The organism is Rahnella sp. PAMC25617 (assembly GCF_050606005.1).
Lineage (GTDB): Bacteria > Pseudomonadota > Gammaproteobacteria > Enterobacterales > Enterobacteriaceae > Rahnella > Rahnella variigena.
In genome coordinates, this window is the sequence record NZ_JBOCUM010000003.1 from 525,282 (window position 1) to 548,308 (window position 23,027).

At 52.8% G+C, this 23,027-nt stretch carries 25 protein-coding genes, 1 tRNA gene and 1 rRNA gene; 4 read left to right on the forward strand and 23 right to left on the reverse strand.

Features of this window, described 5'->3' with window-relative positions; all coding sequences use genetic code 11:
• Window positions 1-3: 3 nt before the first annotated feature.
• The gene (aguB, locus tag ACM615_RS04580; RefSeq protein ID WP_112290795.1) at window positions 4-888 is read right to left on the reverse strand and encodes an N-carbamoylputrescine amidase; all 885 of its coding nucleotides are present in this window, start codon (window positions 886-888) and stop codon (window positions 4-6) included.
• 270 nt (window positions 889-1,158) lie between these two features.
• Between aguB and rnhA the strand changes: the two genes are divergently transcribed.
• On the forward strand, window positions 1,159-1,626 hold the full coding sequence (gene rnhA, locus ACM615_RS04585; RefSeq protein WP_056781594.1) for a ribonuclease HI: 468 nt from the start codon (window positions 1,159-1,161) through the stop codon (window positions 1,624-1,626).
• A gap of 30 nt (window positions 1,627-1,656) precedes the next feature.
• Here rnhA and ACM615_RS04590 read toward each other — a convergent pair whose 3' ends face one another.
• Window positions 1,657-2,382, reverse strand: a complete 726-nt coding sequence (locus tag ACM615_RS04590; protein WP_112290797.1) for a class I SAM-dependent methyltransferase — start codon at window positions 2,380-2,382, stop codon at window positions 1,657-1,659.
• Window positions 2,383-2,425: 43 nt separating this feature from the next.
• On the opposite strand from ACM615_RS04590, the gene gloB reads away from it, so the two are divergent.
• Both gloB and mltD read left to right on the forward strand, forming a co-directional pair.
• Window positions 2,426-3,181: a hydroxyacylglutathione hydrolase gene (gene gloB, locus ACM615_RS04595; protein ID WP_112290798.1), complete on the forward strand. Its 756-nt coding sequence runs from the start codon at window positions 2,426-2,428 to the stop codon at window positions 3,179-3,181.
• Window positions 3,182-3,250: 69 nt separating this feature from the next.
• Window positions 3,251-4,636 (forward strand): murein transglycosylase D, encoded by a 1,386-nt coding sequence (gene mltD, locus ACM615_RS04600; RefSeq protein WP_112290800.1) that lies wholly within the window; start codon window positions 3,251-3,253, stop codon window positions 4,634-4,636.
• A gap of 116 nt (window positions 4,637-4,752) precedes the next feature.
• Here the strand turns inward: mltD and ACM615_RS04605 are convergent, their stop codons facing one another.
• Together ACM615_RS04605 and ACM615_RS04610 are read right to left on the reverse strand one after the other, a co-directional pair.
• A complete protein-coding gene (locus ACM615_RS04605) occupies window positions 4,753-5,553 on the reverse strand; it encodes an endonuclease/exonuclease/phosphatase family protein (RefSeq protein WP_112290801.1) in 801 nt (266 codons plus the stop codon).
• 193 nt (window positions 5,554-5,746) lie between these two features.
• Window positions 5,747-6,922 carry an MFS transporter gene (locus tag ACM615_RS04610; protein ID WP_129639186.1) on the reverse strand — a complete coding sequence of 392 codons (1,176 nt, stop codon included), beginning with the start codon at window positions 6,920-6,922 and terminating at the stop codon, window positions 5,747-5,749.
• A gap of 106 nt (window positions 6,923-7,028) precedes the next feature.
• Between ACM615_RS04610 and yafC the strand changes: the two genes are divergently transcribed.
• Window positions 7,029-7,925, forward strand: coding sequence for a DNA-binding transcriptional regulator YafC (gene yafC / locus ACM615_RS04615; RefSeq protein WP_431011512.1), 897 nt, complete (start codon window positions 7,029-7,031; stop codon window positions 7,923-7,925).
• Between the two features lie 37 nt (window positions 7,926-7,962).
• On the opposite strand, the gene ACM615_RS04620 is transcribed toward yafC, so the two are convergent.
• The 19 genes from ACM615_RS04620 to rrf form a co-directional block, all read right to left on the reverse strand.
• The gene (locus ACM615_RS04620) at window positions 7,963-8,649 is read right to left on the reverse strand and encodes a 4'-phosphopantetheinyl transferase superfamily protein (protein ID WP_431011513.1); all 687 of its coding nucleotides are present in this window, start codon (window positions 8,647-8,649) and stop codon (window positions 7,963-7,965) included.
• Between the two features lie 3 nt (window positions 8,650-8,652).
• Window positions 8,653-9,882: a beta-ketoacyl-ACP synthase gene (locus tag ACM615_RS04625; RefSeq protein WP_129639189.1), complete on the reverse strand. Its 1,230-nt coding sequence runs from the start codon at window positions 9,880-9,882 to the stop codon at window positions 8,653-8,655.
• Window positions 9,879-10,610 carry a 3-ketoacyl-ACP reductase FabG2 gene (locus ACM615_RS04630; protein ID WP_159282580.1) on the reverse strand — a complete coding sequence of 244 codons (732 nt, stop codon included), beginning with the start codon at window positions 10,608-10,610 and terminating at the stop codon, window positions 9,879-9,881. Before ACM615_RS04630 ends, ACM615_RS04625 begins: the two co-directional genes overlap by 4 nt.
• The gene (locus tag ACM615_RS04635) at window positions 10,607-11,086 is read right to left on the reverse strand and encodes a hotdog family protein (protein ID WP_129639191.1); all 480 of its coding nucleotides are present in this window, start codon (window positions 11,084-11,086) and stop codon (window positions 10,607-10,609) included. Before ACM615_RS04635 ends, ACM615_RS04630 begins: the two co-directional genes overlap by 4 nt.
• Complete coding sequence (locus ACM615_RS04640) at window positions 11,083-12,255, reverse strand: beta-ketoacyl-[acyl-carrier-protein] synthase family protein (RefSeq protein WP_431011514.1); 1,173 nt, start codon at window positions 12,253-12,255, stop codon at window positions 11,083-11,085. The genes ACM615_RS04635 and ACM615_RS04640 overlap by 4 nt, the downstream gene beginning before the upstream one ends.
• Window position 12,256: 1 nt before the next feature.
• Entirely contained in the window at window positions 12,257-12,832 is a 576-nt protein-coding gene (locus ACM615_RS04645; protein ID WP_431011515.1) for a DUF3261 domain-containing protein, read from the reverse strand.
• Window positions 12,829-15,135 carry an MMPL family transporter gene (locus ACM615_RS04650; RefSeq protein ID WP_431011516.1) on the reverse strand — a complete coding sequence of 769 codons (2,307 nt, stop codon included), beginning with the start codon at window positions 15,133-15,135 and terminating at the stop codon, window positions 12,829-12,831. Before ACM615_RS04650 ends, ACM615_RS04645 begins: the two co-directional genes overlap by 4 nt.
• Complete coding sequence (locus ACM615_RS04655) at window positions 15,125-15,730, reverse strand: LolA family protein (protein WP_129639194.1); 606 nt, start codon at window positions 15,728-15,730, stop codon at window positions 15,125-15,127. Before ACM615_RS04655 ends, ACM615_RS04650 begins: the two co-directional genes overlap by 11 nt.
• A complete protein-coding gene (locus ACM615_RS04660) occupies window positions 15,727-16,170 on the reverse strand; it encodes an acyl-CoA thioesterase (RefSeq protein ID WP_112290815.1) in 444 nt (147 codons plus the stop codon). The genes ACM615_RS04655 and ACM615_RS04660 overlap by 4 nt, the downstream gene beginning before the upstream one ends.
• A 1-nt stretch (window position 16,171) precedes the next feature.
• Entirely contained in the window at window positions 16,172-17,887 is a 1,716-nt protein-coding gene (locus ACM615_RS04665; RefSeq protein WP_431011523.1) for a glycosyltransferase family 2 protein, read from the reverse strand.
• A complete protein-coding gene (locus ACM615_RS04670; protein ID WP_132966894.1) occupies window positions 17,884-18,228 on the reverse strand; it encodes a 3-hydroxyacyl-ACP dehydratase FabZ family protein in 345 nt (114 codons plus the stop codon). Before ACM615_RS04670 ends, ACM615_RS04665 begins: the two co-directional genes overlap by 4 nt.
• Window positions 18,225-19,604: an AMP-binding protein gene (locus ACM615_RS04675; RefSeq protein ID WP_431011517.1), complete on the reverse strand. Its 1,380-nt coding sequence runs from the start codon at window positions 19,602-19,604 to the stop codon at window positions 18,225-18,227. The genes ACM615_RS04670 and ACM615_RS04675 overlap by 4 nt, the downstream gene beginning before the upstream one ends.
• A complete protein-coding gene (locus tag ACM615_RS04680; RefSeq protein ID WP_240783351.1) occupies window positions 19,574-20,104 on the reverse strand; it encodes a hypothetical protein in 531 nt (176 codons plus the stop codon). Before ACM615_RS04680 ends, ACM615_RS04675 begins: the two co-directional genes overlap by 31 nt.
• 62 nt (window positions 20,105-20,166) lie before the next feature.
• A complete protein-coding gene (locus ACM615_RS04685) occupies window positions 20,167-20,421 on the reverse strand; it encodes an acyl carrier protein (RefSeq protein ID WP_112290820.1) in 255 nt (84 codons plus the stop codon).
• A gap of 10 nt (window positions 20,422-20,431) precedes the next feature.
• Window positions 20,432-20,689 (reverse strand): phosphopantetheine-binding protein, encoded by a 258-nt coding sequence (locus tag ACM615_RS04690; RefSeq protein WP_112290822.1) that lies wholly within the window; start codon window positions 20,687-20,689, stop codon window positions 20,432-20,434.
• 3 nt (window positions 20,690-20,692) lie between these two features.
• On the reverse strand, window positions 20,693-21,505 hold the full coding sequence (locus ACM615_RS04695) for a lysophospholipid acyltransferase family protein (protein WP_431011518.1): 813 nt from the start codon (window positions 21,503-21,505) through the stop codon (window positions 20,693-20,695).
• On the reverse strand, window positions 21,502-22,230 hold the full coding sequence (locus ACM615_RS04700; protein WP_431011519.1) for a beta-ketoacyl synthase chain length factor: 729 nt from the start codon (window positions 22,228-22,230) through the stop codon (window positions 21,502-21,504). Before ACM615_RS04700 ends, ACM615_RS04695 begins: the two co-directional genes overlap by 4 nt.
• Window positions 22,231-22,672: 442 nt before the next feature.
• Window positions 22,673-22,749 (reverse strand) — tRNA-Asp (locus ACM615_RS04705).
• Window positions 22,750-22,847: 98 nt separating this feature from the next.
• A 5S ribosomal RNA gene (gene rrf / locus ACM615_RS04710) occupies window positions 22,848-22,963 on the reverse strand.
• Window positions 22,964-23,027 lie beyond the last annotated feature (64 nt).

Sequence of the window (23,027 nt, forward strand, 5' to 3'; positions counted from 1 at the left end):
CAGTTATTTCCTTGTTGAACCGTCGGATGTCGCGATTGCGCCATACATTTCAGGACGGCGGTCGCGGAACAGACCCCACGATGCGCGCTGTGCAGCAATAGCATCCAGATCAAAGGTATGAACCAGCACGGCTTCTTCCGTTTTGTTGGCTTGTTCAACCAGCGCACCGGTCTGATCAGCAATGAAGGAAGAACCGTAGAAGGTCATTTCATAATCAGGAATGAATTTGCTTTTTTCCGTGCCGATACGGTTAGAGGCGATCACCGGCACCAGGTTAGCCGCAGCGTGGCCCTGCTGAACGCGGGTCCAGTGTGGCTGGCTGTCGATTTCCGGATACGCCGGTTCTGAACCGATCGCCGTCGGATAGAAGATGATTTCTGCGCCCTGCAATGCCAGGCAACGTGCGGTTTCCGGGAACCATTGATCCCAGCAAATGCCCACGCCGATTTTCGCGTAACGGGTATTCCACACTTTGAAGCCAGTGTCGCCCGGAATGAAGAATTGTTTTTCCTGATAGGCCGGGCCGTTCGGAATGTGAGTTTTGCGATAAACGTCCAGCACACTGCCGTCAGCATCAATCATGACCAGCGAGTTGTAATAGGCGTTATTGCACTTTTCAAAGAAGCTCAGAGGCAGTACCACTTCCAGTTCTTTCGCCAGCGCAGAGAAATGGCGGATCAGCGGGCTGTTATCCAGCTCCTGTGCCAGGCTGTAATGCTCAGGGCTCTGATCAATACAGAAGTAAGGCGCAGCAAAAAGTTCCTGAATAAGAATAACTTGTGCGCCTTTAGAATGAGCCTGGCGAACCAGTTTCTCAGCGTTAACAATATTCTTTTCCAGATCCCAGCTGCAGCTCATTTGTGTTGCAGAAACCGTAACATTTCTCATTAGACATCCTTAAAGCATTGGAAAATTGGCAGTGAAAAAACCATGAAAGTCGGAACTCACTCAGAGTTTTGAACTGGCACTCTGCAGTTTCCTATTATATTGCAAAAGACAGCGCTCTCCAGCCAAAAGAGTCATTACTGATGCCCAAACCTGTTACAAAGCCTCCTCAGCGCCCGCTTTCAGACAGTTACACCCCAAGATATTGCTGTGCCCGGCACGGCGGTTTATGTCAGACTTGGTTTTTACTTTTGATGACAGAGCCTGCCAGATATGACCAAACAGGTAGAAATTTTCACCGACGGCTCCTGCCTGGGTAATCCCGGCCCCGGCGGTTTCGGCGCGATATTACGCTATAAGCAACACGAAAAAGAGTTCAGCGCGGGCTTTCGTCTGACCACCAATAACCGCATGGAAATGATGGCGGCGATTGTGGCGCTTGAAGCATTGAGCACGCCGTGCGAAGTGACGCTGAGCACCGACAGCCAGTATGTGCGCCAGGGCATTACCACCTGGATCCACAACTGGAAGAAACGTGGCTGGAAAACAGCTGACAAAAAACCGGTGAAAAACGTCGATTTATGGAAACGCCTCGACGCCGCGATCCAGACGCATCAGCTGAACTGGATGTGGGTCAAAGGCCACGCCGGACACCCTGAGAATGAGCGGTGCGACGTGCTGGCGAAAGAAGCGGCGGGGAATCCGACGCTGGAAGATGTGGGTTATCAGGCTGAGAATTAAACGGCTGGCGTCGGTCATTTTTTTCTCAACTCAATCCCGATGTTCTTCCCGGTAACTCTTCGTCGCCCCCACCGCCTGCGGTATTTTTTGTTTCTGTGCGAGGACTTTTTTCGCGGTCGGTGTCAGCGGGAAAGTCCTTTTGCGGGCAATGATCAGCGTCATACATCCCAGCGCAGGAAGATGCGTACTCAGCAATTTTCCGCCATTCTTTTTCCACGGCAGCACGTGAAAACGCCGGTGAACCATCACTTCATAATTGAGCAAAGACAGCCAGTCGAGCAGACGCATCTGGGTAAATAAACGGCTGCTGTAAGGCTGGCGTTTACGAAACACCGGCATCAGTTTGCCGATACCTAAAAGACTGAGCGGATTAAAGCTGCTGAGCACCATCCAGCCGTCATCAATCAGCACACGATCCACTTCACGCAGTATGCGGTGCGGGTCATCCGCGTAAGCGAGCGTATGGCTGAGCAGGCAGGCATCCACCGATTTTGCCGCAAACGGTAAATAGTAAGGATCGCCCTGAACATGCAGCCCCTCGCCTTCCGGTGCGAAGTTCACCTGATGCGAGATCGGACAGGCCTGAGCATCGATTTCGGCACTTAATGCGCCGATTTTCAGCAGGTGGAACCCGTAAAGTTTGCCCCACCAGGGTTGCAGTTGTTGCTCAAGCGCGGCACGGTAGTAGTCGCCGCATGGGATATCTTCCCATGAAGCCGGTGCAACTATTTTCTTACGGGCGCGGGCTGGTCGCATAGTTTGTTATCTTCTTTCAAGCAGTTGCCAAAGAGAGGTTGCCATGAATCTTATCAGTATTCCTGCCTTGCAGGACAATTACATTTGGATGCTCGATGACCAGCAAGGGCATTGCCTGATTGTCGATCCCGGTGAAGCAGCGCCGGTTTTAGCCGCGCTGAAAAAGGATAATTTAACCCCGACGGCTATCCTCCTGACGCATCATCATCACGACCATGTTGGGGGTGTTGATGAGATTTGCAGCCATTTTCCGGGTCTGAAAGTGTACGGACCTCACGAAACTGAGAACAAATTTAGTCAGATTAGTCTTAAAAACGGCGATAAATTGGTAATTGGCGGTCTGGAATGGCAGATCTTTGCTACGCCCGGGCACACTCTTGGTCACATTTCATACTATAGCGCACCTTATCTTTTCTGCGGAGACACGATGTTTTCCGCCGGATGTGGCCGTTTGTTCGAAGGGACGCCGGAGCAAATGTACCAGTCGTTTCAACGCTTAGCAGCCCTGCCTGATGAAACATTAGTCTGCGCCGCACATGAGTACACTCTCTCAAATCTTAAGTTTGCGCGCTCCATTTTACCGCAGGATCATGATATTCATTCTCATGAGCACAAAGTGCAACAAATGCGTGAAAAGGGACAATCTTCCCTGCCTTCTACCCTCGGTCTTGAGCGTAAAATTAACCTCTTTTTACGTTGCGATGATGTTGATTTACAAAACAAATTAAACCTTAACGGTTCCTTAAAGCCTGACTGGCAGGTTTTCGCGCAATTAAGGGCACTGAAAGATAGCTTTTAGCCCCAAAGGTTGTGTTTTTTTTCGAAGCAAAGTATTATCGCTCGTCTTTTAAGCAACTATGACACACACATGAAGGCAAACGCGATCCTAATAATCGCCTCCATGTTGCTCACAGGTTGCCAGGCGTCCAGGCAGGGCGTGAAGGTACCGGAACAACATGCACAGAGTTTGTCTTCAGCAAGTCAAAGTGAAGCAGGACAGTACACAGATGATGGCCGTGCGGCCTCTGGGGGATGGTTGGATGGAAACGACACCGTCTCCCAACAAAATTTGTGGAACTTCATAGGCGACGAGCTGAAGATGAAGGTTCCGGATAATCCCCGGATCCGCGAACAAAGAGTTAAATATTTAAAGAATAAGAGCTATCTCCACGATGTAACATTACGGGCAGAGCCGTACATGTACTGGATCACCGAGCAGATTAAGAAACGTAATATGCCGATGGAACTGGTACTGCTACCCATAGTGGAGAGCGCTTTTGACCCTAAAGCAACCTCATCAGCTAACGCTGCAGGGTTGTGGCAGATTGTGCCTCAAACGGGTCGAAACTATGGTTTGAAACAAAACCAGTGGTATGACGGTCGCCGCGATGTTGTGGCTTCGACAACCGCTGCGCTTGATATGATGCAACGCCTGAACAAGATGTTTGGTGGCGACTGGTTACTGACCGTTGCTGCGTATAACAGTGGTGAAGGCCGCGTAATGCAAGCGGTGAAAGCGAACAAAGCTAAGGGTCGTTCGACTGACTTCTGGGCGCTGGCGCTTCCACGTGAAACATCGATTTATGTGCCGAAGATGTTAGCCCTGAGCGACATTCTCAAGCACAGTAAAAAATACGGTATCAACCTGCCGAAACCGAGTGAAGACCGTGCCCTGGCGCGTGTTGAAGTCGGACAGCAGATGCAACTGACCCAGGCGGCGGAGATGGCGGGCATGTCCCTGACCAAGCTCAAGTCGTTTAACACTGGCTACAAGAAAAATGTAACCGCGCCAAATGGCCCGCATTACATCGTTCTGCCGAAGGCGCATGCCGACCAGTTAAAAGATTCACTGGCTGATGGCGATATTGCCGCAGTACAGGAAACCAAACTGGCCAGCAACACTCCGTCAGGTGCAAAACAGTACAAGGTTCGCTCCGGCGACAGCTTGTCTGGCATTGCAGCCCGGCTGAATGTGAAGACCCGTGATTTACAGCGTTGGAACAATTTGCGCTCAGCAGGCGCGTTAAAAGTTGGGCAAACACTGCAGGTGGCGGATAACAGCGTCAGCGATACCAGTGCCAATGGCGGCAGCATCACTTATCAGGTGCGTAAAGGCGATTCATTGTCGAGCATTGCCAAGCGTCACGGCGTCAACATCAAAGATGTGATGCGCTGGAACACTAATGCCGACAACCTGCAGCCGGGCAACAAGTTAACGTTGTTCGTCAGCAACAAGATGAGTCCTGATACCTGATTCGTAACGGTACCGGCAATAAAAAAGCACCCTGAATATTCCGGGTGCTTTTTTTATGTCTGCGTTTTTTGACTGTGTTCTTTTGAGCCGCGTTCTTTTGTTCAACAAAAAAAGCGCTACAACGCCAGCGGTTTACTTGCCATAAACTCAACCCGCAACGGGTTATGGTCTGAAGCCCGTGTTTCCATTACCGACGCACTGGTGACGCTCAGGTCTCGGTAGAAGATGAAATCCAGCGGCCTGCCGAACGCCCGCTTACGGTAGTCAGAAGGAAAACGCACTTCCTCCAGATGGATATTCCCCGCAAAGCCGTACAGTGCGTTAATACGCTGTTTGCTCCAGGCGTTGAAATCCCCCGCCATAATCACCGGCCCTTTATGGTTAGCAATCTGCTCACCAATAGGGTCGAGCTGTTTGCTGTAGACGTCGATACCGATGCTGAAATTGACGGCATGAATATTCACTACCATCAGCAAACGACCATCCAGAAGCGGATAGACAGTCACTAATGCCGATTTAGACAGCCTCAGAAGTGGCTCACGCTCACGCAACGGGCAACAATAAACCGGATGCGCGGCAGAGAGTGTCATCACGCCAGAGGGGTGCTGAGGCAGCATAAACGCCGGCACCTGATCGGCAGCCAGATAGTTGGATGTGGCAAAGCGGATCAGTTCGGGCGTCGTCTGCGCCTCCTGAAGTAACACCAGTTGCGCATCTTTGCCGTAATCGCGCAGAACTGACAACCAGTCAGCCCGCTGCTGTTTAAAGATATTCCACACCATGACGCGCAGAATATTCGAGTTGGGTAGCGCAGCACCCGGCGGCAAATCCGGCCCTAAATGTGCGAGGGCACCCGGAAAGATTTGCTCAGCGGGCTGACCTGCGACATACCTCATTGCATATGTTTTTTTCCGCACGCTAATCGCCTGTTTACCCGTTATATCGTTGCTATATGAGAGAGATTCCCACAGCGAAAGTTCAGTATACGCCCGCAGGCGCTCAGGCCAAATCTGTTTACATTGGTATACAACCTTGTCACATCTACAGGCTAGCACAAAAACTAAAACGGCCCGCCGAAGCGAGCCGTGAAGACACAGAATGCAGGATAAATCAGGCCAGCGCCGCTTTCGGCTTGCGGTCGAGATGCCCGCTCAGACGGATAAGTAACAGCGCGCCCGCGACGATCACCGCGCCAATCCACGGCGTTTGCGCCAGACCAATTGTGGAAACCACCTGCCCGCCAATCACCGAACCTAAAGCGATACCGACGTTAAATGCTGCGATGTTCAGACCAGACGCCACATCGACCGCATTCGGCGTTACCTCTTCGGCTTTCTGCACCACGTAAACCTGCAATCCCGGTACGTTGCCGAAGGCGAAAATTCCCATCACCAGCAGCGTGATTAACGCCGGAATACCGAAACCTGAAGTGAACTGGAAAATCAGCAACAGCGCGGCAAGTGCGGCAAAAATAATCGTCAGGGCTTTAACGGCTCCGTGGCGGTCAGCCAGTTTGCCGCCCCAGATATTGCCGATGGCAACCGACACGCCATACGCCAGCAGGATCCAGCTGACCATACTGGCGGAGAAACCGGCCTGTTCCTGCATCATCGGCGCAAGAAACGTGAACGTAGTGAATACGCCGCCGTAACCCAGCGCGGTGATGGCGTAAATCAGTAACAGACGCGGGTTCATCAGCACTTTGACCTGATCGGCAATACGCGCTGCCGGTTTGTTTTTGATGTTATTCGGTACCAGGATCGCGCTGGCGATAATGGCAACGACACCAATCAGCGACACCGCGAGGAAAGTTTCACGCCAGCCGAAATGCTGACCGATAAATGTCCCGAGCGGCACACCCGTCACCAGCGCCACGGTCAGACCACCAAACATCAGCGCGATGGCAGAGGCCGCTTTTTCTTTCGACACCAGACTGGTGGCAATGGTCGAGCCAATAGAGAAGAACACACCATGCGCCAGGCCGGTCAGCAGACGCGCCATCACCAGCGTGCTGTAATTCGGTGACTGCCACGCCAGCAGGTTACCCAGCGTGAACAGCACCATCAGACCAATCAGCAACGTTTTGCGCGGTACGCGGCCCGTCAGTGCGGTCAGAACCGGTGCGCCAATCGCCACGCCGAGCGCGTAAATGGACACCAGCAAACCGGCGGACGGGACTGAAACGCCCAGTTGCTGTGCGATGGTCGGCACCAGGCCGACGATAACAAACTCTGTTGTTCCTATAGCGAACGCACTGATGGTCAGTGCTAATAGTGCAAGCGGCATAACCTTTACTCCACATGAATATCGATTTGATGGCGGCTATTATCGGCTTGTGCTTAAATGACAGAAATAACCAAAATATCAATTTATTTATGCTGGAGTAACAACAATGCGAGCCAGTTCTGAAGAGTTGATTACCTTTGTCACGGTGGTGGAAAGCGGCAGTTTCAGCCGCGCGGCAGAACAGCTGGGGCAGGATAATTCCGTGGTCAGCCGGACGTTGAAACGTCTGGAACAAAAACTGGGCATCACCCTGCTCAACCGCACCACGCGTCAGATCAGCCTGACGCACGAAGGCGAGCGCTATTTCTTTCGCGTACAGAAGATCCTGCATGAAATGGCGGCAGCAGAAGACGATCTGCTGGAGAACCGCGACGATCCGCAGGGGATTTTACGCATCGATGCAGCGACGCCGGTTATTTTGCATATCATTTCACCGCTGGTGGCTGAATTTACGGAACGTTTCCCGAAGATGTCGCTCGCGCTTTTTTCTTCCGAGAGCAATATCAATCTGATCGACCATAAAGTGGATGTGGCGATCCGCGTCGGTGAGCTGGAAGATTCCAGCCTGCGGGCGCGCAAGCTGATGCTCAGCTATCGCAGCGTGCTGGCGTCGCCGGATTACCTGAAAAAATGGGGAACGCCGCAAAGCGCTGATGATCTGCTAAAACACCGATGTCTGGGTTTTAACGAAGTGGTGGCGCTGAACAAATGGCCACTGCTGTGCGCGGACGGCCAGCAACTGACGGTCACACCGTTTATCAGCTCAGGAAGCGGTGAGACGCTGCGCAGATTGTGTTTACAGGGCAACGGCATTGCCTGTCTGTCGGACTTTATGACCGATGAGGATGTTGCACGGGGAGATCTGGTGAAACTGCTGGTACCGGACACCCTGCGTATCGCCATGCCTTTCCACGCGGTGTATTACAGCGATCAGACGGTCAGCACAAGGATCCGGTGTTTTATTGATTTTCTGAGTGAAAAGCTGGGAACTCGCGGGAGCTGAATATCCCCCCAGAAGACTTTTGATTTGAACGCAATAATCAGCGGGAGGAAAATTGCGACCATGGCCGGCAAGCCAGTGGGACAAAATCACCGGAAACCGCGTTAAAAGCATATTCTTCAAGTTCTGAAACACCCGCAGGCAGCGCCAGCGCACGCATCTCAGAACCATCGGCTAAATACCATAACTGCGTGTCCGTGGCGGGTTCAGACGTAAAAGACCTGAAGGCAGGATCGAGGCGGATCCGGTCCATCTGCCACACGCTGCCGCCCTGCTGTTTCAGCCACGCTTCACGCAGACACCACAGTAGCCAGAACGCCATTTGCGGTTCCGCTTGTTCCATCAGCCACAGAAATTCAGTGTCACTGAATGCTTCGCGGGCGACGTCATGATAACGACGGCGCGGACGCATTTGCTCCACATCGCCTCCGGCTTCACCCGCCTGACATAACAGCAGTTGCAGATGATTTTTGCTGTGGCTGAGAGAAAAATGCGGCAGGGATACATCGGCAAAAAAGGGTTTTCCCTGCGCGGAAAACTGCAGTTCCGGCAAGGTCTCACAACCGCAGAAAACGGACAATGCTTCGGCCAGCAGCACCCTGCCCGCACGCCATTGCTGGCGGCGGGCGGGGTTCATTGCGGCACTTTTAGCGATCATGTCTGCGGACAAGCGGGACAACGAAAAAGGGTCATCCAGCGATGCAGTGATGAGACGCGCAGAGTTCATTGTTTACTGCCAGCGACGGAAAACTAAAGAGGTATTGATCCCACCGAATGCAAAGTTATTCGACTGAATAAATTCAGTCTGAATATGGCGCGATTCACCCATGATGTAGTCCAGTTCGCCGCAAAGCGGATCCGGCTGCGTCAGGTTGATGGTCGGCACAAACCGGTCTTCACGCATCATTTCCAGCGACATCCACGCTTCCAGCGCACCACAGGCACCGAGCGTATGGCCGAAGTAACTTTTCAGCGATGAAATGGCCGTCTGATTACCAAACACGGCAGCAGTTGCGTGGCTTTCCGCGATATCGCCGCGATCCGTTGCCGTGCCATGCGCACTGATATAGCCAATTTCAGAAGCAGGAATACCGGCATTTTTCAGCGCTTTTTCGATACAAATCTGCATGGTGGATTGCTGCGGCTGGGTAATATGCGCCGCGTCGCAGTTGGTGGCGAATCCGACGATTTCAGCGTAAATTTTCGCGCCCCGCGCCTGTGCATGTTCGAGCGACTCAAGAATAAGCGCCCCGGCGCCTTCGCCAATGACCAGACCGTCACGCTGTGTGTCAAACGGACGCGGCGAAAGTTCAGGGTGATCATTCTGCTGGCTGGTGGCGAACAGCGTGTCGAACACGGCGGCTTCAGACGGGCAGATTTCTTCCGCACCGCCCGCCACCATCACAGTCTGGTAACCGTGTTTGATCGCTTCATAGGCATAACCGATGGCCTGACTGCCGGAGGTACAGGCGCTGGACGTCGGGATAACACGCCCTTTCAGCCCGAAGAACAATCCTGCATTCACGGCCGTGGTGTGCGGCATCATCTGCACATACGTCGTGCCGGTGATGTTATTGGTGTGCTTCTCCGTCAGCATGGTGGCGAATTCACTCACCGGACCGGTGCTGCCGGTCGATGAACCGAACGCAATGCCGGTCTCGCCATCGGTCAGAACCGGGTCCTCCAGCAAACCGGCCTGTTCCAGCGCCAGTTCCACTGCACGCGTTGAAAGTAGCGAGACGCGCCCCATCGACCGGATACGTTTGCGGGTGTAGTGCGCAGGCAACACAAAATCATCCACCGGTGCGCCCAGATGAGTGTTCAGACCCTGGTAGATCAACCATTCATCCATATGACGAACGGCATTTTTACCCTGCTGCAGACGGGCAGAAACCTCGTCCCAGTGGTTGCCGAATGCCGTAACCCCTTTCATGCCGGTGATCACTACACGATGACTCATACCATGCCTCCGTTGATGGAGATTACCTGGCGTGTCACATAGCCCGCGATATCCGACATCAGATAGCTCGCCAATCCGGCGACTTCTTCGGCACGTCCCATACGTTTAAGTGGGATCATGCTCATGGCAGCATCCAGCGCCGGCTGTTCCATGTCGAGCATACCGGTGTCGATCAGCCCCGGCGCAATACAGTTGACGGTGATTTTGCGTTTCGCCAGCTCCAGCGACAGCGCCTTGCAGGCGCCGATAATCCCGGCTTTGGCCGCACTGTAATTGACCTGACCGCGGTTGCCCGTGATACCGGAAACCGAGGAAAGTGCGATAATGCGCCCGCCCTGACGCAGGCCGATCATCGGCATTACGCAAGGGTGTAAAACATTGTAGAAACTGTCGAGATTAGTGTGGATCACGCCGTCCCAGTCTTCGTCAGTCAGCGCAGGAAACGCGCCGTCGCGGGTAATACCGGCGTTATTAATCACACCGTAATACGCACCATGCGCTTCTATGTCCGCGTCGATCACGTCGCGGCACTGCTGGCGGTTGCTGATGTCGAACTGCACAATGCGCCCGCTACCGCCATTTTCAGTTATCTGTTGCAGGGTGTTATCTGCACCTGCTTGATCGCTGTGGTAGTGAATGACTACCAAAAAACCCTCACCTGCCAGCCGACAGGCAATGGCTTTGCCGATCCCCTTGCTGGCACCGGTCACTAATACCGAACGCGTCATTCCAGTTTCCCCTGTGTCAATTTAATCAATTCATCCTTGTCTGGCTGGTACGTATTCAGCCTTCCCTGTGCAACCTGAAGGTTGTCTTGTTCTCGTTTGATGCAGATAACGCCTTCAAAGCTGGCGAGTTTTTCGTCGCGCAATACCATCGCCACGCTTATCCGTAATTCACTGCCTGCTGTAAATTCCGGCACGCTGCATTTTATCGCCCTGCCGCCCAGCAGCATGCCCACCTGCGGCGATAACCCGCTCTGCGCGCCGTGCCAGCCACTCCACACGCCAATAGTTTGCGCGATGAGCTCAATGGCGTACCACGCGGGCAACGCACCACGAGCATTGAGAAACGGTGCCAGCACGCCGTTTTCTGAAACCACGACGCTGCACAACGCCGTTTCTTCTGTCACGTCGATGATGTTTTCCAGCAACACCATCGGCGATTCATGCGGTAAATAATCTGCTGCGTTTAAGGCATTCATGACGGTCTTCCGATCACCAGGCTGGCGTTATTGCCGCCAAAAGCAAAGGAGTTGGATAAAATGACCGGTTTCTCCGCCATTACTGTGGTTTCCACCAGACGGATATCCGGCAGGCTGATATCCCGCGGCGTTATGCTGAAATCCTGTCGCGGCAACGCAAGATGTTGCGTGAGGATAAGCCAGCTCAGCGCCGCTTCCGTTGCGCCCGCCGCACCCAGCGTATGACCGGTGAGGTGTTTGGTAGAACTGCACGGCGTCCGGTTGCCAAACAGCCGGTGGATCACCGCGGCTTCCACCTGATCGTTAAGCGGCGTGGCAGTGCCATGTGCATTGATGTAGCCCACATCCGCGGGACGCAGACCGGCCTGTTCTAACGCCATAACAATGGCACGTTCGGCGCCCAGCCCTTCAGGATGCGGCGCAGACATATGCCAGGCATCTGATGATTCACCGGCACCAAGCAGCGCAATATCTGCCGGTTCACGTGTCAGCAAAATCAGGGCTGATGCCTCACCGATATTGATCCCATCGCGGTTTTGCCCGAATGGCGTGCAATGACCGCGGGAATAAGATTCCAGGCTGTTGAAGCCGTTTACCGGCATCCGGCACAAACTGTCAGCCCCGCCGACCAGCGCGGCATCAGCCAGCCCGGATTCAATCAGGCGTTTTCCGCTGATAATCGCTTTCGCACTGGAAGAACAGGCCGTCGATAAGGTATAGGCGGGACCACTCAGATCCAGCAGTTGCGCCATAAACTCTGAAGGATCACCCAGCTCCTGTTGCTGATAGTCATAACCCGCAGGGAATTCACCATGCTGCTGAAGATAGCGTACCGCGTCTTCACCTTCAGCAATGCCTGACGTGCTGGTGCCCATTACGATTGCCACGCGATCTTTGCCATAACGGGCGATCGCGTCATTTACCGGCGCTTCAATTTGCGCCAGCGCGGCCAGTAACAGCTGATTATTGCGGCTGCGGTGCGCAGAGAGAGCAGCCGGGATGGCAGGCAAGTCACCCGTCACACTGCCCAGCCAGACCGGCCGGTCTTCCGTCAGCCAGCCTTCCTGCACGGTCATACCCGGCGCTACGCCCGCCATCAGGCTGGCTGCGATTTGCGCGTTGTTATTTCCCAGCGCGTTAACCATGCCCACGGCCGAAAAGTAGATCATGTTATTCACCGACATTCTGGATAGTTATCTGGTAGTGAAACGCCATCTGAGTAATCGAAACGGGCTGACGCGTGCCGCCCTGCACCACGTAATCAATACGGGTGACGGCATGGCCTTCGTTATCCAGTAATGTCCGGCGCAAAGGCTGCTCATCGAACGTCCAGCCCGCTGGCAGCAACGGTTGCCAGCTCTGTACCGGCCAGTAGCTCAACATAATATCGGCCAGAACCTGATTAGCGGGAGGTAAACCCTCCATTTTTATCGCCTGCCCGAGGTGGATACCTGTTTGATCGTAGACCACTTTGAACAGGCGGATCCCAAGCGGAGACAATCCGGCCAGTTGCAGCGATTTGCCATCCGCATTAAGCAGCACCAGCAATGACTGCTGTTTGCCGTTGACGGTAGCCGTCAGTAACTGTTGCTGACTGACCGGCTTATCTAATAAGGGGGCGGGAAGTTTCACCTGAACGCCGCGTTTTAGCCACGCCTGAGGCTCAGTACCGGAAGGGGAATTTATCGCACAACCGCCCAGCATTAAGATCAGAAGCGCCAGCACCGGCCACATCAATCGGGTCATTTTTTACGTCCTCGTTTTTTTGCCGGCAAGGTCAGTGGCGACAGCAGGAAAGCCGTTAATATACCGGCGCTCAGTACGATTCCGAAACTGCTGATCGCCTGTGTCGAGCTGAACACCAGCATGCCAAACGTCAGTAATGTCGTCACCACGGCCATGAAAATAGCAAACATTGATGTGGTGGGCGTGCCGCGCGGATTGGTGAAAAACAGGGTGTAATTGATGCCAATCCCCAGCACCAGGATCAGCGCCAGCAGGGAGAAAAGATTGAGGTTGTGACCGCTGAAACCCAGTGCCGCGACGCCCATTCCGAGCGAAAGCAGCGTCGGCACCAGGCAAATCAGCCCGTGCGGCAGACGAAAACGCCAGAGATAAATAGCCGCAATGACCGCCACACCCAGCGCCAGCAGATACGTCAGATAAACGCGGTATTGTGAGAAAAGGCTGCTGAATTCTGTTTTGCGGTCGATCCAGCCCGTTCCAGGTGTGGAAGCCGCCAGCGCCGCCATCGCTGCGCTGTCATGCACGCCGCTCACCGGAATTAACGTGGCGCTGCGCCCGTCCGGCAGCGTCAGCCACAGCAAACGCCAGCCCTCACTTACCACACTGTTAAGCCATTGCGGCACATCAACCGTTTGCGCACTGAGATCGGGTTTCACCACCGTCACCCCCGCCTGCTGCAACTGCGCAATAATTTGCGGGGTGCGCTGGCGGAGCAGGGATAAATCGCGCTGCTGTTGTGCTTGTGAAGGCAGGCTGAGCGCACGGAATCCGTCAATTACGCCCTTCTCTTTGGCCTGCGCCAGCTTTGGCCGCAAAGCTTCCAGACGTTGCAGTGTCTGTTCTGCGCTGTCGCCATACACCAGCAGCCATTTCTGATCGTTGGTCTGTCCGGTCAGCGCGGCGATCTGCTGTTCCTGCTGCTGTAAATCCGCAGGAAGGGATTGCAGATCGGCGATGTCATCATTGATTTTCAGCCGCGATATTCCGGCCACCACCAGCACTAAAACCAGCAAGGGTAATCCGAACCTAACGGCTTTGCGACTGCGCCACGCCAGCAACCAGCGCATGATGATCCCCAGTCCCGGGGCTGGCCCGACCGGCAAACGCTTCGATAAATACGGATACCAGCACATTACGGTGATGCAGGCGGCACTCAGCCCGGCGGCGGCAAAAACGGCCAGCTGTTGCAGGCCGGGGAACGGCGCAATCAGCAACATCAGATAGGCGGCCACCGTGGTCAGCAGCGCCACAGATAAGGCGGGGAAGAGCTTTTTCAGACTTTCCAGCGGGGAATTCACCTCACCGTGTACACGCCGTTCCGTCAGGAAGTACAACGTATAGTCGGCGGAAATGCCGACAATGCTGGTACTCAGCACCAGCGTCATCACGTGAATTTCGCCAAATATCCATAAGGTAAAAACGGTGCCAGACAGCGCGCCGATAGCGACAGATAGCAGGCTGAGCAACAACGGCAGGACAGAGCGGAACATCAGTAAGATCAGCGCAAACACGCCCAGCACTGATACCGCGCCAATCGTGGAGAGATCGTGCTCAGCCTGCTGACTGGCATAATTACTGTAGAAAATCGTGCCGCGCTCGAGGACTTTCGCGCCCGGCCAGCGTGCTTCAAACGCATCTTTCGCCGCACTGAGCGCCGCCACTGTGTGTTTTGCCGAGGTGATGTCATACGAAGAGGCTTTCAGCTCACCGTGCAGCAGGTACCAGTTACGGCCCTGTTTATCGCGGGCCATCAGCCAGCCCTGATCCAGCGTCATACCGGCGCTGTTTTGCTGTTGCGCCATTTGCGAAGCACGCACCAGCAGCAGCGGATCGTTTGCCAGTTCTTTGCCACTGACGCCTGAAAACGCCGAATAGACCTGACCGAGGATCCACTGACTTTGTGCCTCAGCGCCCGATTTCAGGCGCTGGCGCGTCGCGTCATCAAGCAACGCATTGCGATGTTTGAAGAAGAAAGCGCCCCACTCCTGCTGACGCTGCGCATCCATCGGCCCTGCGATCCGATTCAGCTCCGGCAACGTTTGCAGTTGCGTAAGCCAGTCATTGGCGGGCTGAACCCCGGCCCCCGGCGGCGGACTGACCAGCCACATCAATTGCCTGTCCAGCCGCTGCGTGAATCCGTCAGAAAATGCCTGAGGAACATCCGCCGTCTGCTGCTGAGGCAAAAGCGCCAGCACGCTGCTGTTAATCTGACTGCGCGGCAGCAACCAGAACAGTGCCGCCACCATCAACGCGATAATCAGCAGCCAGCTTTGCGCCAGTTTTCTGTGAAGATCAGGATGCAAAATGGCGTTTCTCGGCGTCGGTCAGCGTGGCAGGTGTCGTTTTCTGATTGAAGAAACGAATGTGTGTGGCATCGCCCTGCATATCATTGATATCAATATTGTTCAGGAAAGTTTCGCCATTAAGCGTGATGCTGCGGAACAGTCGGTTCAGCGGTGACACTTTAGGCGTCAGGACGAGTTTCCAGGCACCTTTGCCCAAATCTTTAAAATCGAGAGCAAAGTTTTCTTCCAGCACTTTGCGGTCTGCGTGGAACAGCGCGCTGAGCAAGGAGTTGAACTGGAACATCTGCGGGTTATTATCTGCCGTCACTACCTGCGGTTCCTGCCCCGCCATGATTTGTACCATGCGTTTTTCTGTCAGCAATAACGTCAGGCTGAACGGTTTTTCCTGCTGCCACCACAACCCCTGCTGCTGAGCAATCAGCAGATTGCCGCTGGAATTGAGCGGTTGTGCCATCCCGCTGATGGTTCTTTGCTGCGCAAAATCAGCACGCAATACCGGCACCTGACTGAAGCGTTGCTGTAATTCTTCCAGCGTGACGGCGTGCGCGGTTACGCTTAAGAAGGTCAGTACGAGGAACAGAAAAGCTTTCACAGACTGACTCCTGTTTTATCGAAAAGCACCTGCGGCGAGACGAAGCACATTTCTTTCGTAGTGGCATCTACCGCGACCTGCAATGTGTAACCCGTCGTCGTGCGTTTACCGGTTTCGATGTCATAAATCTGATAGCCGATACGCAGACGATTTTCAATTTCCTCAAGCTGAGCATGAACCGCAATACGCTGCTCAAAGAGCACCGGTGCGATGTATTTCAGGCGGGTATCCACAATCGGCCAGACATAACCGGATGCCTCCATCTGACGGTAACCGTAATCAAACTGTTTGAGTAACTGCTCGCGCGCGACTTCCAGATAACGGAAATAGTTGCCGTGCCAGACCACGCCCATCGCATCGGCATCATGGAAAGGCACAGTGATTTCGACACGGGTAGAAAATCGCGGATCGTTAAAACGCGGATCAAGTTTGGAAGTCATATCAGTCAGGTTTCCTGTCAGGGGCGACATCCGCGGGATGCTGCCAGAAATCATAAAAATTGAACCAGTCGTGCGGCGCGAGCAGGCTGTAATATTCCAGCCGTGTGGCATAGTGATCGACAGCGGCCTGCAGCGCAGGCAGACGCTTGCCGCGCGGAAGGATCAGGGGATCCGCAAAAGATTCACAGTAAATATGCAGCCGCTGTTGCTGCATGATGCCAAACATCAGCATGACCGGCGCACGCAGCGCCGCAGCCAGAATAAAAGGCCCTTGCGGGAAGGCCGCGGGCTGGCCCAGAAACTCGCTGTAAATGATGCGGGAATGCTCCCCGCGCTGATGCTGGCTGGCAGACGTGCGGTCGCCGACAATCGCTACCCATTCACCGACATCCAGTTTTTCCTGCAATAAAATAGCCGTTTCCGGCCCCATCTGGCTGACCTGAATGAGATTAACCACCGCCTGCGGATTAATTTCTTTCATCACCTGATTGAACCGCTCGGCGTGTTCGGTAAACACCAGCGCATTGACGGTGATCCGGTAATTGAGCGCACCAATCGCCCGGCAGGATTCGATGTCGCCCAAATGTGAAGCGAGGATCAACGTGCCGCGCCCGGAGGCAATATGTGATTCACAAATTTCGGGATTGACCAGCACCGGATCAGTCAGAGTTTTATCGCCCTGCCAGCTCGCCAGTTTACTCAGCATAGATTCACCAAAGCGCATGAAATGGCGGAACGTACTCAGCGGATAAGGCAGGGAAATGTTGCGCTGTGCGGCTATAGTGCGGACACGTGCAAGCCAGTCCGCAGAGGCATTGCGCTGTTTGCGGCCAGTGAGCCAAAAATAAGTGATGACCGGATAAAGTAGCAGACGAAAAGCTTTGTAACCCAGCGTCCGGTAAACCGCCAGCATCAGGCGAATACCCCACAATCCTTTACGTTCCTGAGTCACTGACCAGTGTTCCGGCCGGTCTTTACGCTGGCGCAGCAAATAAGGAATGCGCGGCAACATGCCAAAAAACAGCCGGGTGTGCATCCAGGAAATTTGCAGGTTGTCCTTTACGGCATCGAAATGCGAGAGGCCGTCTTCGGGGTAAGTCACCCGCGTGGGCAGGAAACGACTGCGCGTGCCCTGCCAGTAAAGACGCACCATGATTTCCGTATCGAAATCCATCCGCAAACCCAGCGTCTTTTTCTCCATCAGTTGCAGGCAAGGCCTGAGAGGATAAACGCGGAAGCCGCACATGCTGTCTTTTACTGAGAATGACAGGGTTTCGATCCATACCCAAAAATGCGTGATATAGCGGCCATAGAGACGCGATTTCGGCACGCTGTCATCGTAAACCGGCTGACCGGAGATCAGACAATCCGGGTAGCTTCTGGCTTCCGCCAGCATTGCGGGGACGTCAGAAAGCTGATGCTGACCGTCGGCGTCAACCTGTAGTGCATGAGTGAAGCCTTTTTCAGCAGCCAGCCGCAGCGCCGCCATCACGGCACCACCCTTTCCCTGATTTGCCGGTAAGCGCGTCAGACTCATCCATGGTGTGATGCAAGCCAGACGTTGTAGCTCGTCTGCCGTTTGCGCGTCGCTGCCATCGTCCACCACGATACAGGGCAGATCGAACGGCCGGAGACTTTCCAAAACACCGGCCATCATCGGCCCGTGGTTGTAGCACGGAATAATCAGGCAGGGAGAAAATGGGGCTGGCGGCATCATGGACATAATGTGATTTTCCCACTGCTGGCGACGGCATCAGCTACGCTATACCGGAATACCAGCTGGTTTTTTTCTTTAAGCCAGTCGATGTGCAAATCTACGGTTTCTTCAGGTAAAAGTGGCCGCTGGAACTTCACCACTTCCATACCAGCAAACGCTTTATTCATTCCCAAAATCGTTTCTGCGTAGTTCATGACCCAGTTCACCTGTGTCACACCAGGAAGGATTGGCGACGACGGGAAATGGCCCCTGAACCAGAGTAATTGTGCAGGCAACCTGAACGTAAGAAGCAGGCCGGTTTCGCTGGTGAGTTGCTGGTTCAGCACGTCAGGCATAATCATAAAAACATCTCCTGTAGTTCAGCAGCCGAGCGCTTGCCTTGCTGGTTAAGGGGGATCGCCGGAACAATGCGCCAGTATCGTGGCAGCGCAACGGGCGATATCCAGCTGCGCAGGCTCTGACGAAGATTATCCAGCAGTGCTGCCTGACCTTGCGCATCCAGTAACTGTTCTCCGCTGCGGCTTAACACCAGCACGGCAGCCATATAAACCCGCCCGCGCTTTTCAACAGTCAGCACGCTGGCCTCTGAAAGAAGATCCAGCTGGCACAAACGTTGTTCTATTTCAGTCAGGGAGACCCGTTGCTCGGCTATTTTAACGATCCGGTCTTTGCGTCCCAGCAACTCAAAATGACACGGGTCGGCAGGCAACATTCGAATCTCATCGCTGAGCATGAAGCAGCACGAAGGCGAAACCAGTGGCGAAATCAGGGAAGTATTGCCATCAGGGCTGAGCGAAAAAACGTTTTCGCCAAATAGCGTCCAGACCTGTTCTGGCTGATGCTGCTGCCGAAAAGCGATAACACCGGTTTCTGTCGTGCCATAGATTTCCGTCGGCACGTCGCCGCAGGTTTGTGCGACTAAGCGTGCAGACTCATGTTTCAGCGGTCCGCCAGCTGAAAAAACGTGCCGGAGTTTTGGCATATTCAGCGCCGGATCCAGTCTTTCCAGAAATGCCGGGCTGCTGATGAAAACCAGAGAATGTACGGAAGCCAGAGAGTGTAATTGCTCATGATATTTAACACTGGTGGTCACAAACGGCAGTCCCAGAGACAGCGGCAACATGAAAGCGAAACTCAGGCCATACATATGATGAGGGGCAACGGTGGCGGCAAAACGCGCGTCAGCAAATTCTGTTCCCCAGCGTGCGCCGAGCCACTGACTTTCAAGATCAAGACAGGAAACCGGCTTGACGATTTTTTGTGGTTTCCCCGTCGAACCGGAAGTAAACAGGATGACTGAGGCATCTTGCGGCCATGGTGGCAGAACCTTCAGAGTATCTTCCGATGCGAACGGAAAACGCAGTACCGGGCAATCCGGTGACAAAGGGAGATCGGTAATCAGCGCATCAAATTCACTTTGCTGTTCAGCTAATACGGCGGGACGAAAATGACCGGGCAGAACCGGCGTTTTTCCGCTATAAATCACCGCCAGCAGCGCGACCGCGAAAGAATAGTTATCTTCCAGACATAGCGCCCAACGGCTATGAGAAGTCCTGCGGAGCCCGGCAATAAGAGATAGCACATCGCGACGAAACTCGTGTTGCCGCCATTCACGGCTTTCATTCCATGCGACGAGATGATCCTCAGATCTTTCCGCGCTCAACCATTTACACATCGGCAGGGTTATCACTGACGCAGACGCTTTCTGACTATCCATTCAATACCCATCAATAAGCCAATCAGCAGATAACTGATCCCGCCGTTATAAAGAGCCCATAAATCCGTATCGCCTTTCAGGCAGGTATATAAGGCCATTGACCCATTACATAAAAAGAAAACACACCAGACTTGCGTAACCCGACGTGTATACATCACGCCCCGTGGCGGTAATTCCGGTTCGCTTAAACGGGCAAGTCGCTCAACCAGAGATTGCCGGGCATAGAGAGAGCTGAAAAATACTCCCAGCAATAATGCATTCACCGCGACCGGGTAATACAGCAACATTGATGTTTCGCGGAGCAAAACGCTGGTTGCCACCAGCACGATCCCCACGATGGCAATCGCTTTTCCAAAAAAAGTAAGCTGGGATAATTTTCCGCGAAAAGTCAGTAACCGCAGAATAAATATGGCGATCAGCAAAGGTGCCAGAATGCCGGTTCCCCAATTTTTTAATCCGCACCAAACGGCTATCGGATAAGCAATCACCGCCAACGGCATTGCCCATCGGGCAATTTTTGCCAGCAATGGGAATGATAAATGCCGGAGCTTATTCACAAATATCAGGACTCAGGCGTGTTAAGCAATTCATCAATCGCATCAACAACATCCTGAACTGTTCTTACAGACTTGAACATTTCAGGTTTAATCTTTCTGCCCGTTATCTTTTGCAAATGAACAACCAGATCCACAGCATCAATACTGTCTAATTCCAGATCCTCATAAAGCTTCGCTTGCGGACTGATATCACTTTCATCAATTTCAAATAGCTTGATTAATAGGACGCTAATTTGCTGGTAAATTTCTTGCTTCTGCATAGGAATCTCTTTAACCACGCTGTACTGATATAAATCTGGCCAGACTTTCAACGGAATAGAAATGTTCGCGCATTTCCTGATTTTCAGCCGAAAGGATCACACCGTATTGTTTTTTCAACGCCAGGCCCAGTTCAAGAGCGTCAATGGAGTCCAGCCCCAAACCGTCACCAAAAAGCGGCGCCTGAGTTTCTATCTCATCTGGTGTCATACCTTCCAGATTAAGCGTCGTGATGATCAGGACTTTAATGTCGTTACTTAATGAATCCATGACTTATTTCTCATTATCTTGAGTATTTCCACGCATCAGCTCAGTGCGCAAATGTTGTGTCAGACGTCTTGCAGCCAGAGCCGGCGAAAGATCGCTTTCATAGAGAAAGTCTTCAGCTTTTACCTTATCGGCAACAGTAATAACAAACTGAGGTTTTACCGGGGGAATTTGATACCACTTTCCCCGTTTAGTCAGCATAGGCGGCTGACAGGTAATATGAACAATTCTTACATCACAATTTGCTCTCAGCGCAATGTTTGCCGCACCACGCTGTAAAGTTAACGGCTCGCCAGGCACGGTACGTGTACCTTCGGGGAAGATCAGCAGCGTTCCTCCCGCTTGCAGGCGTGTTTCACAAGCCTGCAGCAGCGTATCCGATCCGGAGTTAACCAGATATCCGGCAGCTTTAATCACGCCACTCAGAAACGGGTTTTTCAGCAAAGCTTGTTTGACAATGCAATCACAGCGCGGCATTTGTGAGGCCAGAATGACATAGTCAAGCAAGCTGGGATGATTTGCCACGATCAGACAGCCGGTATCCTGTTGAAACTTTTCATCACCTGTAAAACGGTAATCCATCACCCCAACCAGGCGCAATCCGCCGAGGAAAAACCGAAAGCTGCTGCGGATACTGTTCAGCGTCATGCGGTGCAATCTGTCTGGCTGGCGTATGATAAGCCGCAACAGATTAAACCAGATAAGCGAAAGCAACAGTCCGCCAATTCCGAAAAGTGCGAAAAAGAATCCGGTCGCCAACCATCTCCAGATACGGTTCGCCAGAGAAGACACCCCTTGGTTCAATTGAGATTCTCTCATTGCATGTCACGTGACCATTGCCAGCCGTGACGATTACCTGCATTCACCTCAAATGAAGGGGAAGATGAAAGATAACCGCGCAGGAATTGAAGACTCTGCGCAAGAGGCACTATCTGATGTTCACCGGGCATAGAAACACGCTCACACTGCAAAGTATTGCCAGCCGTTAATATTATTGCTACCGCATAAGGAAGAAACTCAGAATTTACCGATTCATTATATATCGCAGGAATTTGTCCGTCGAAATCGACCAGCATAACGCGGGAAGCCCCCGCAGATAACATTGATTGTGCTTCAAGTATTCCCTGTTGAAAACTATCATGTCCCGCGGCTAATGAGGTGACTGGCAAAGGTTTTTTACCGGTAATGGTTAACCAACCCGCCGCGGTATTGTGTACTGACATCGAAAACTCTGTCGGCGAAACAGGCTCTTCATTCGCTAAATTATGCAAAATTCGCCCTGTTTTTTCGAGCTCACCGTGACGACTGGTAAAAATGGCAGCGTCGACTTTATAATTTTCGAGCAATAAAAGACCGGAATCCACTGCGAAACGACTTCCGATACTCATACGACGCGCAGTCATCATGGGAATTTGCGTGCTTTTAGGGATTTCACCCGAGAATCTCTCTGCATCAGGCCGGTGGGCCCACTGGATCCAGTGTTCGCAGCTGTCAACTCCCGGAGCAAGAGCCCGCCAGTCAAGCATATCCAGTGTTAATTTCATGATGAGTGATCTTTGTGAATTATTAGAAATATGACTTTATGATATTTTATTGAAAGTTGCATCTGTAATTTGTGGACATATAACCCTGAACTATAGATTTTACTTAAGATTCCACAACAAGTTATTTTTCATCTCCACTTATTTATCCTAATATAAACAAACTTAAAACGAACTACTTATTGAGACAGGAGATTAACGTTAAACTTCTGAGCTTCTTGAATAGGAAATAATATTACTGATAACAATTACCATTGTGTAAATATAGTTATTCCGGGTTAATTAAGGCTATTTAACTGAAGTAATAACCAGCTTTATAAATATCGGGCGAGATTATCTGAGAATAAGAAAATCATACGAAGGTTAAATTCGTTTTAGCTCTGGAATTCTAAAAAACATATGCAAAAAACCCCTGAATCTTTCGATTCAGGGGTTATGCAATAAGTGGCGGAACGGACGGGGCTCGAACCCGCGACCCCCTGCGTGACAGGCAGGTATTCTAACCAACTGAACTACCGCTCCACCGGTTCTTTCACACGCATCAGCAATCGGCTGATGCCTGCTTGTTCCTGTTATTTTCCTTGTCAGGGGAAAAGGAACACGTTCTTTACTAATTTGATGCCTGGCAGTTCCCTACTCTCGCATGGGGAGACCCCACACTACCATCGGCGCTACGGCGTTTCACTTCTGAGTTCGGCATGGGGTCAGGTGGGACCACCGCGCTACTGCCGCCAGGCAAATTCTGTTTCATCCATACCGCATCATGTCATGATTTCTCAACACACTCCGCCATACGAACC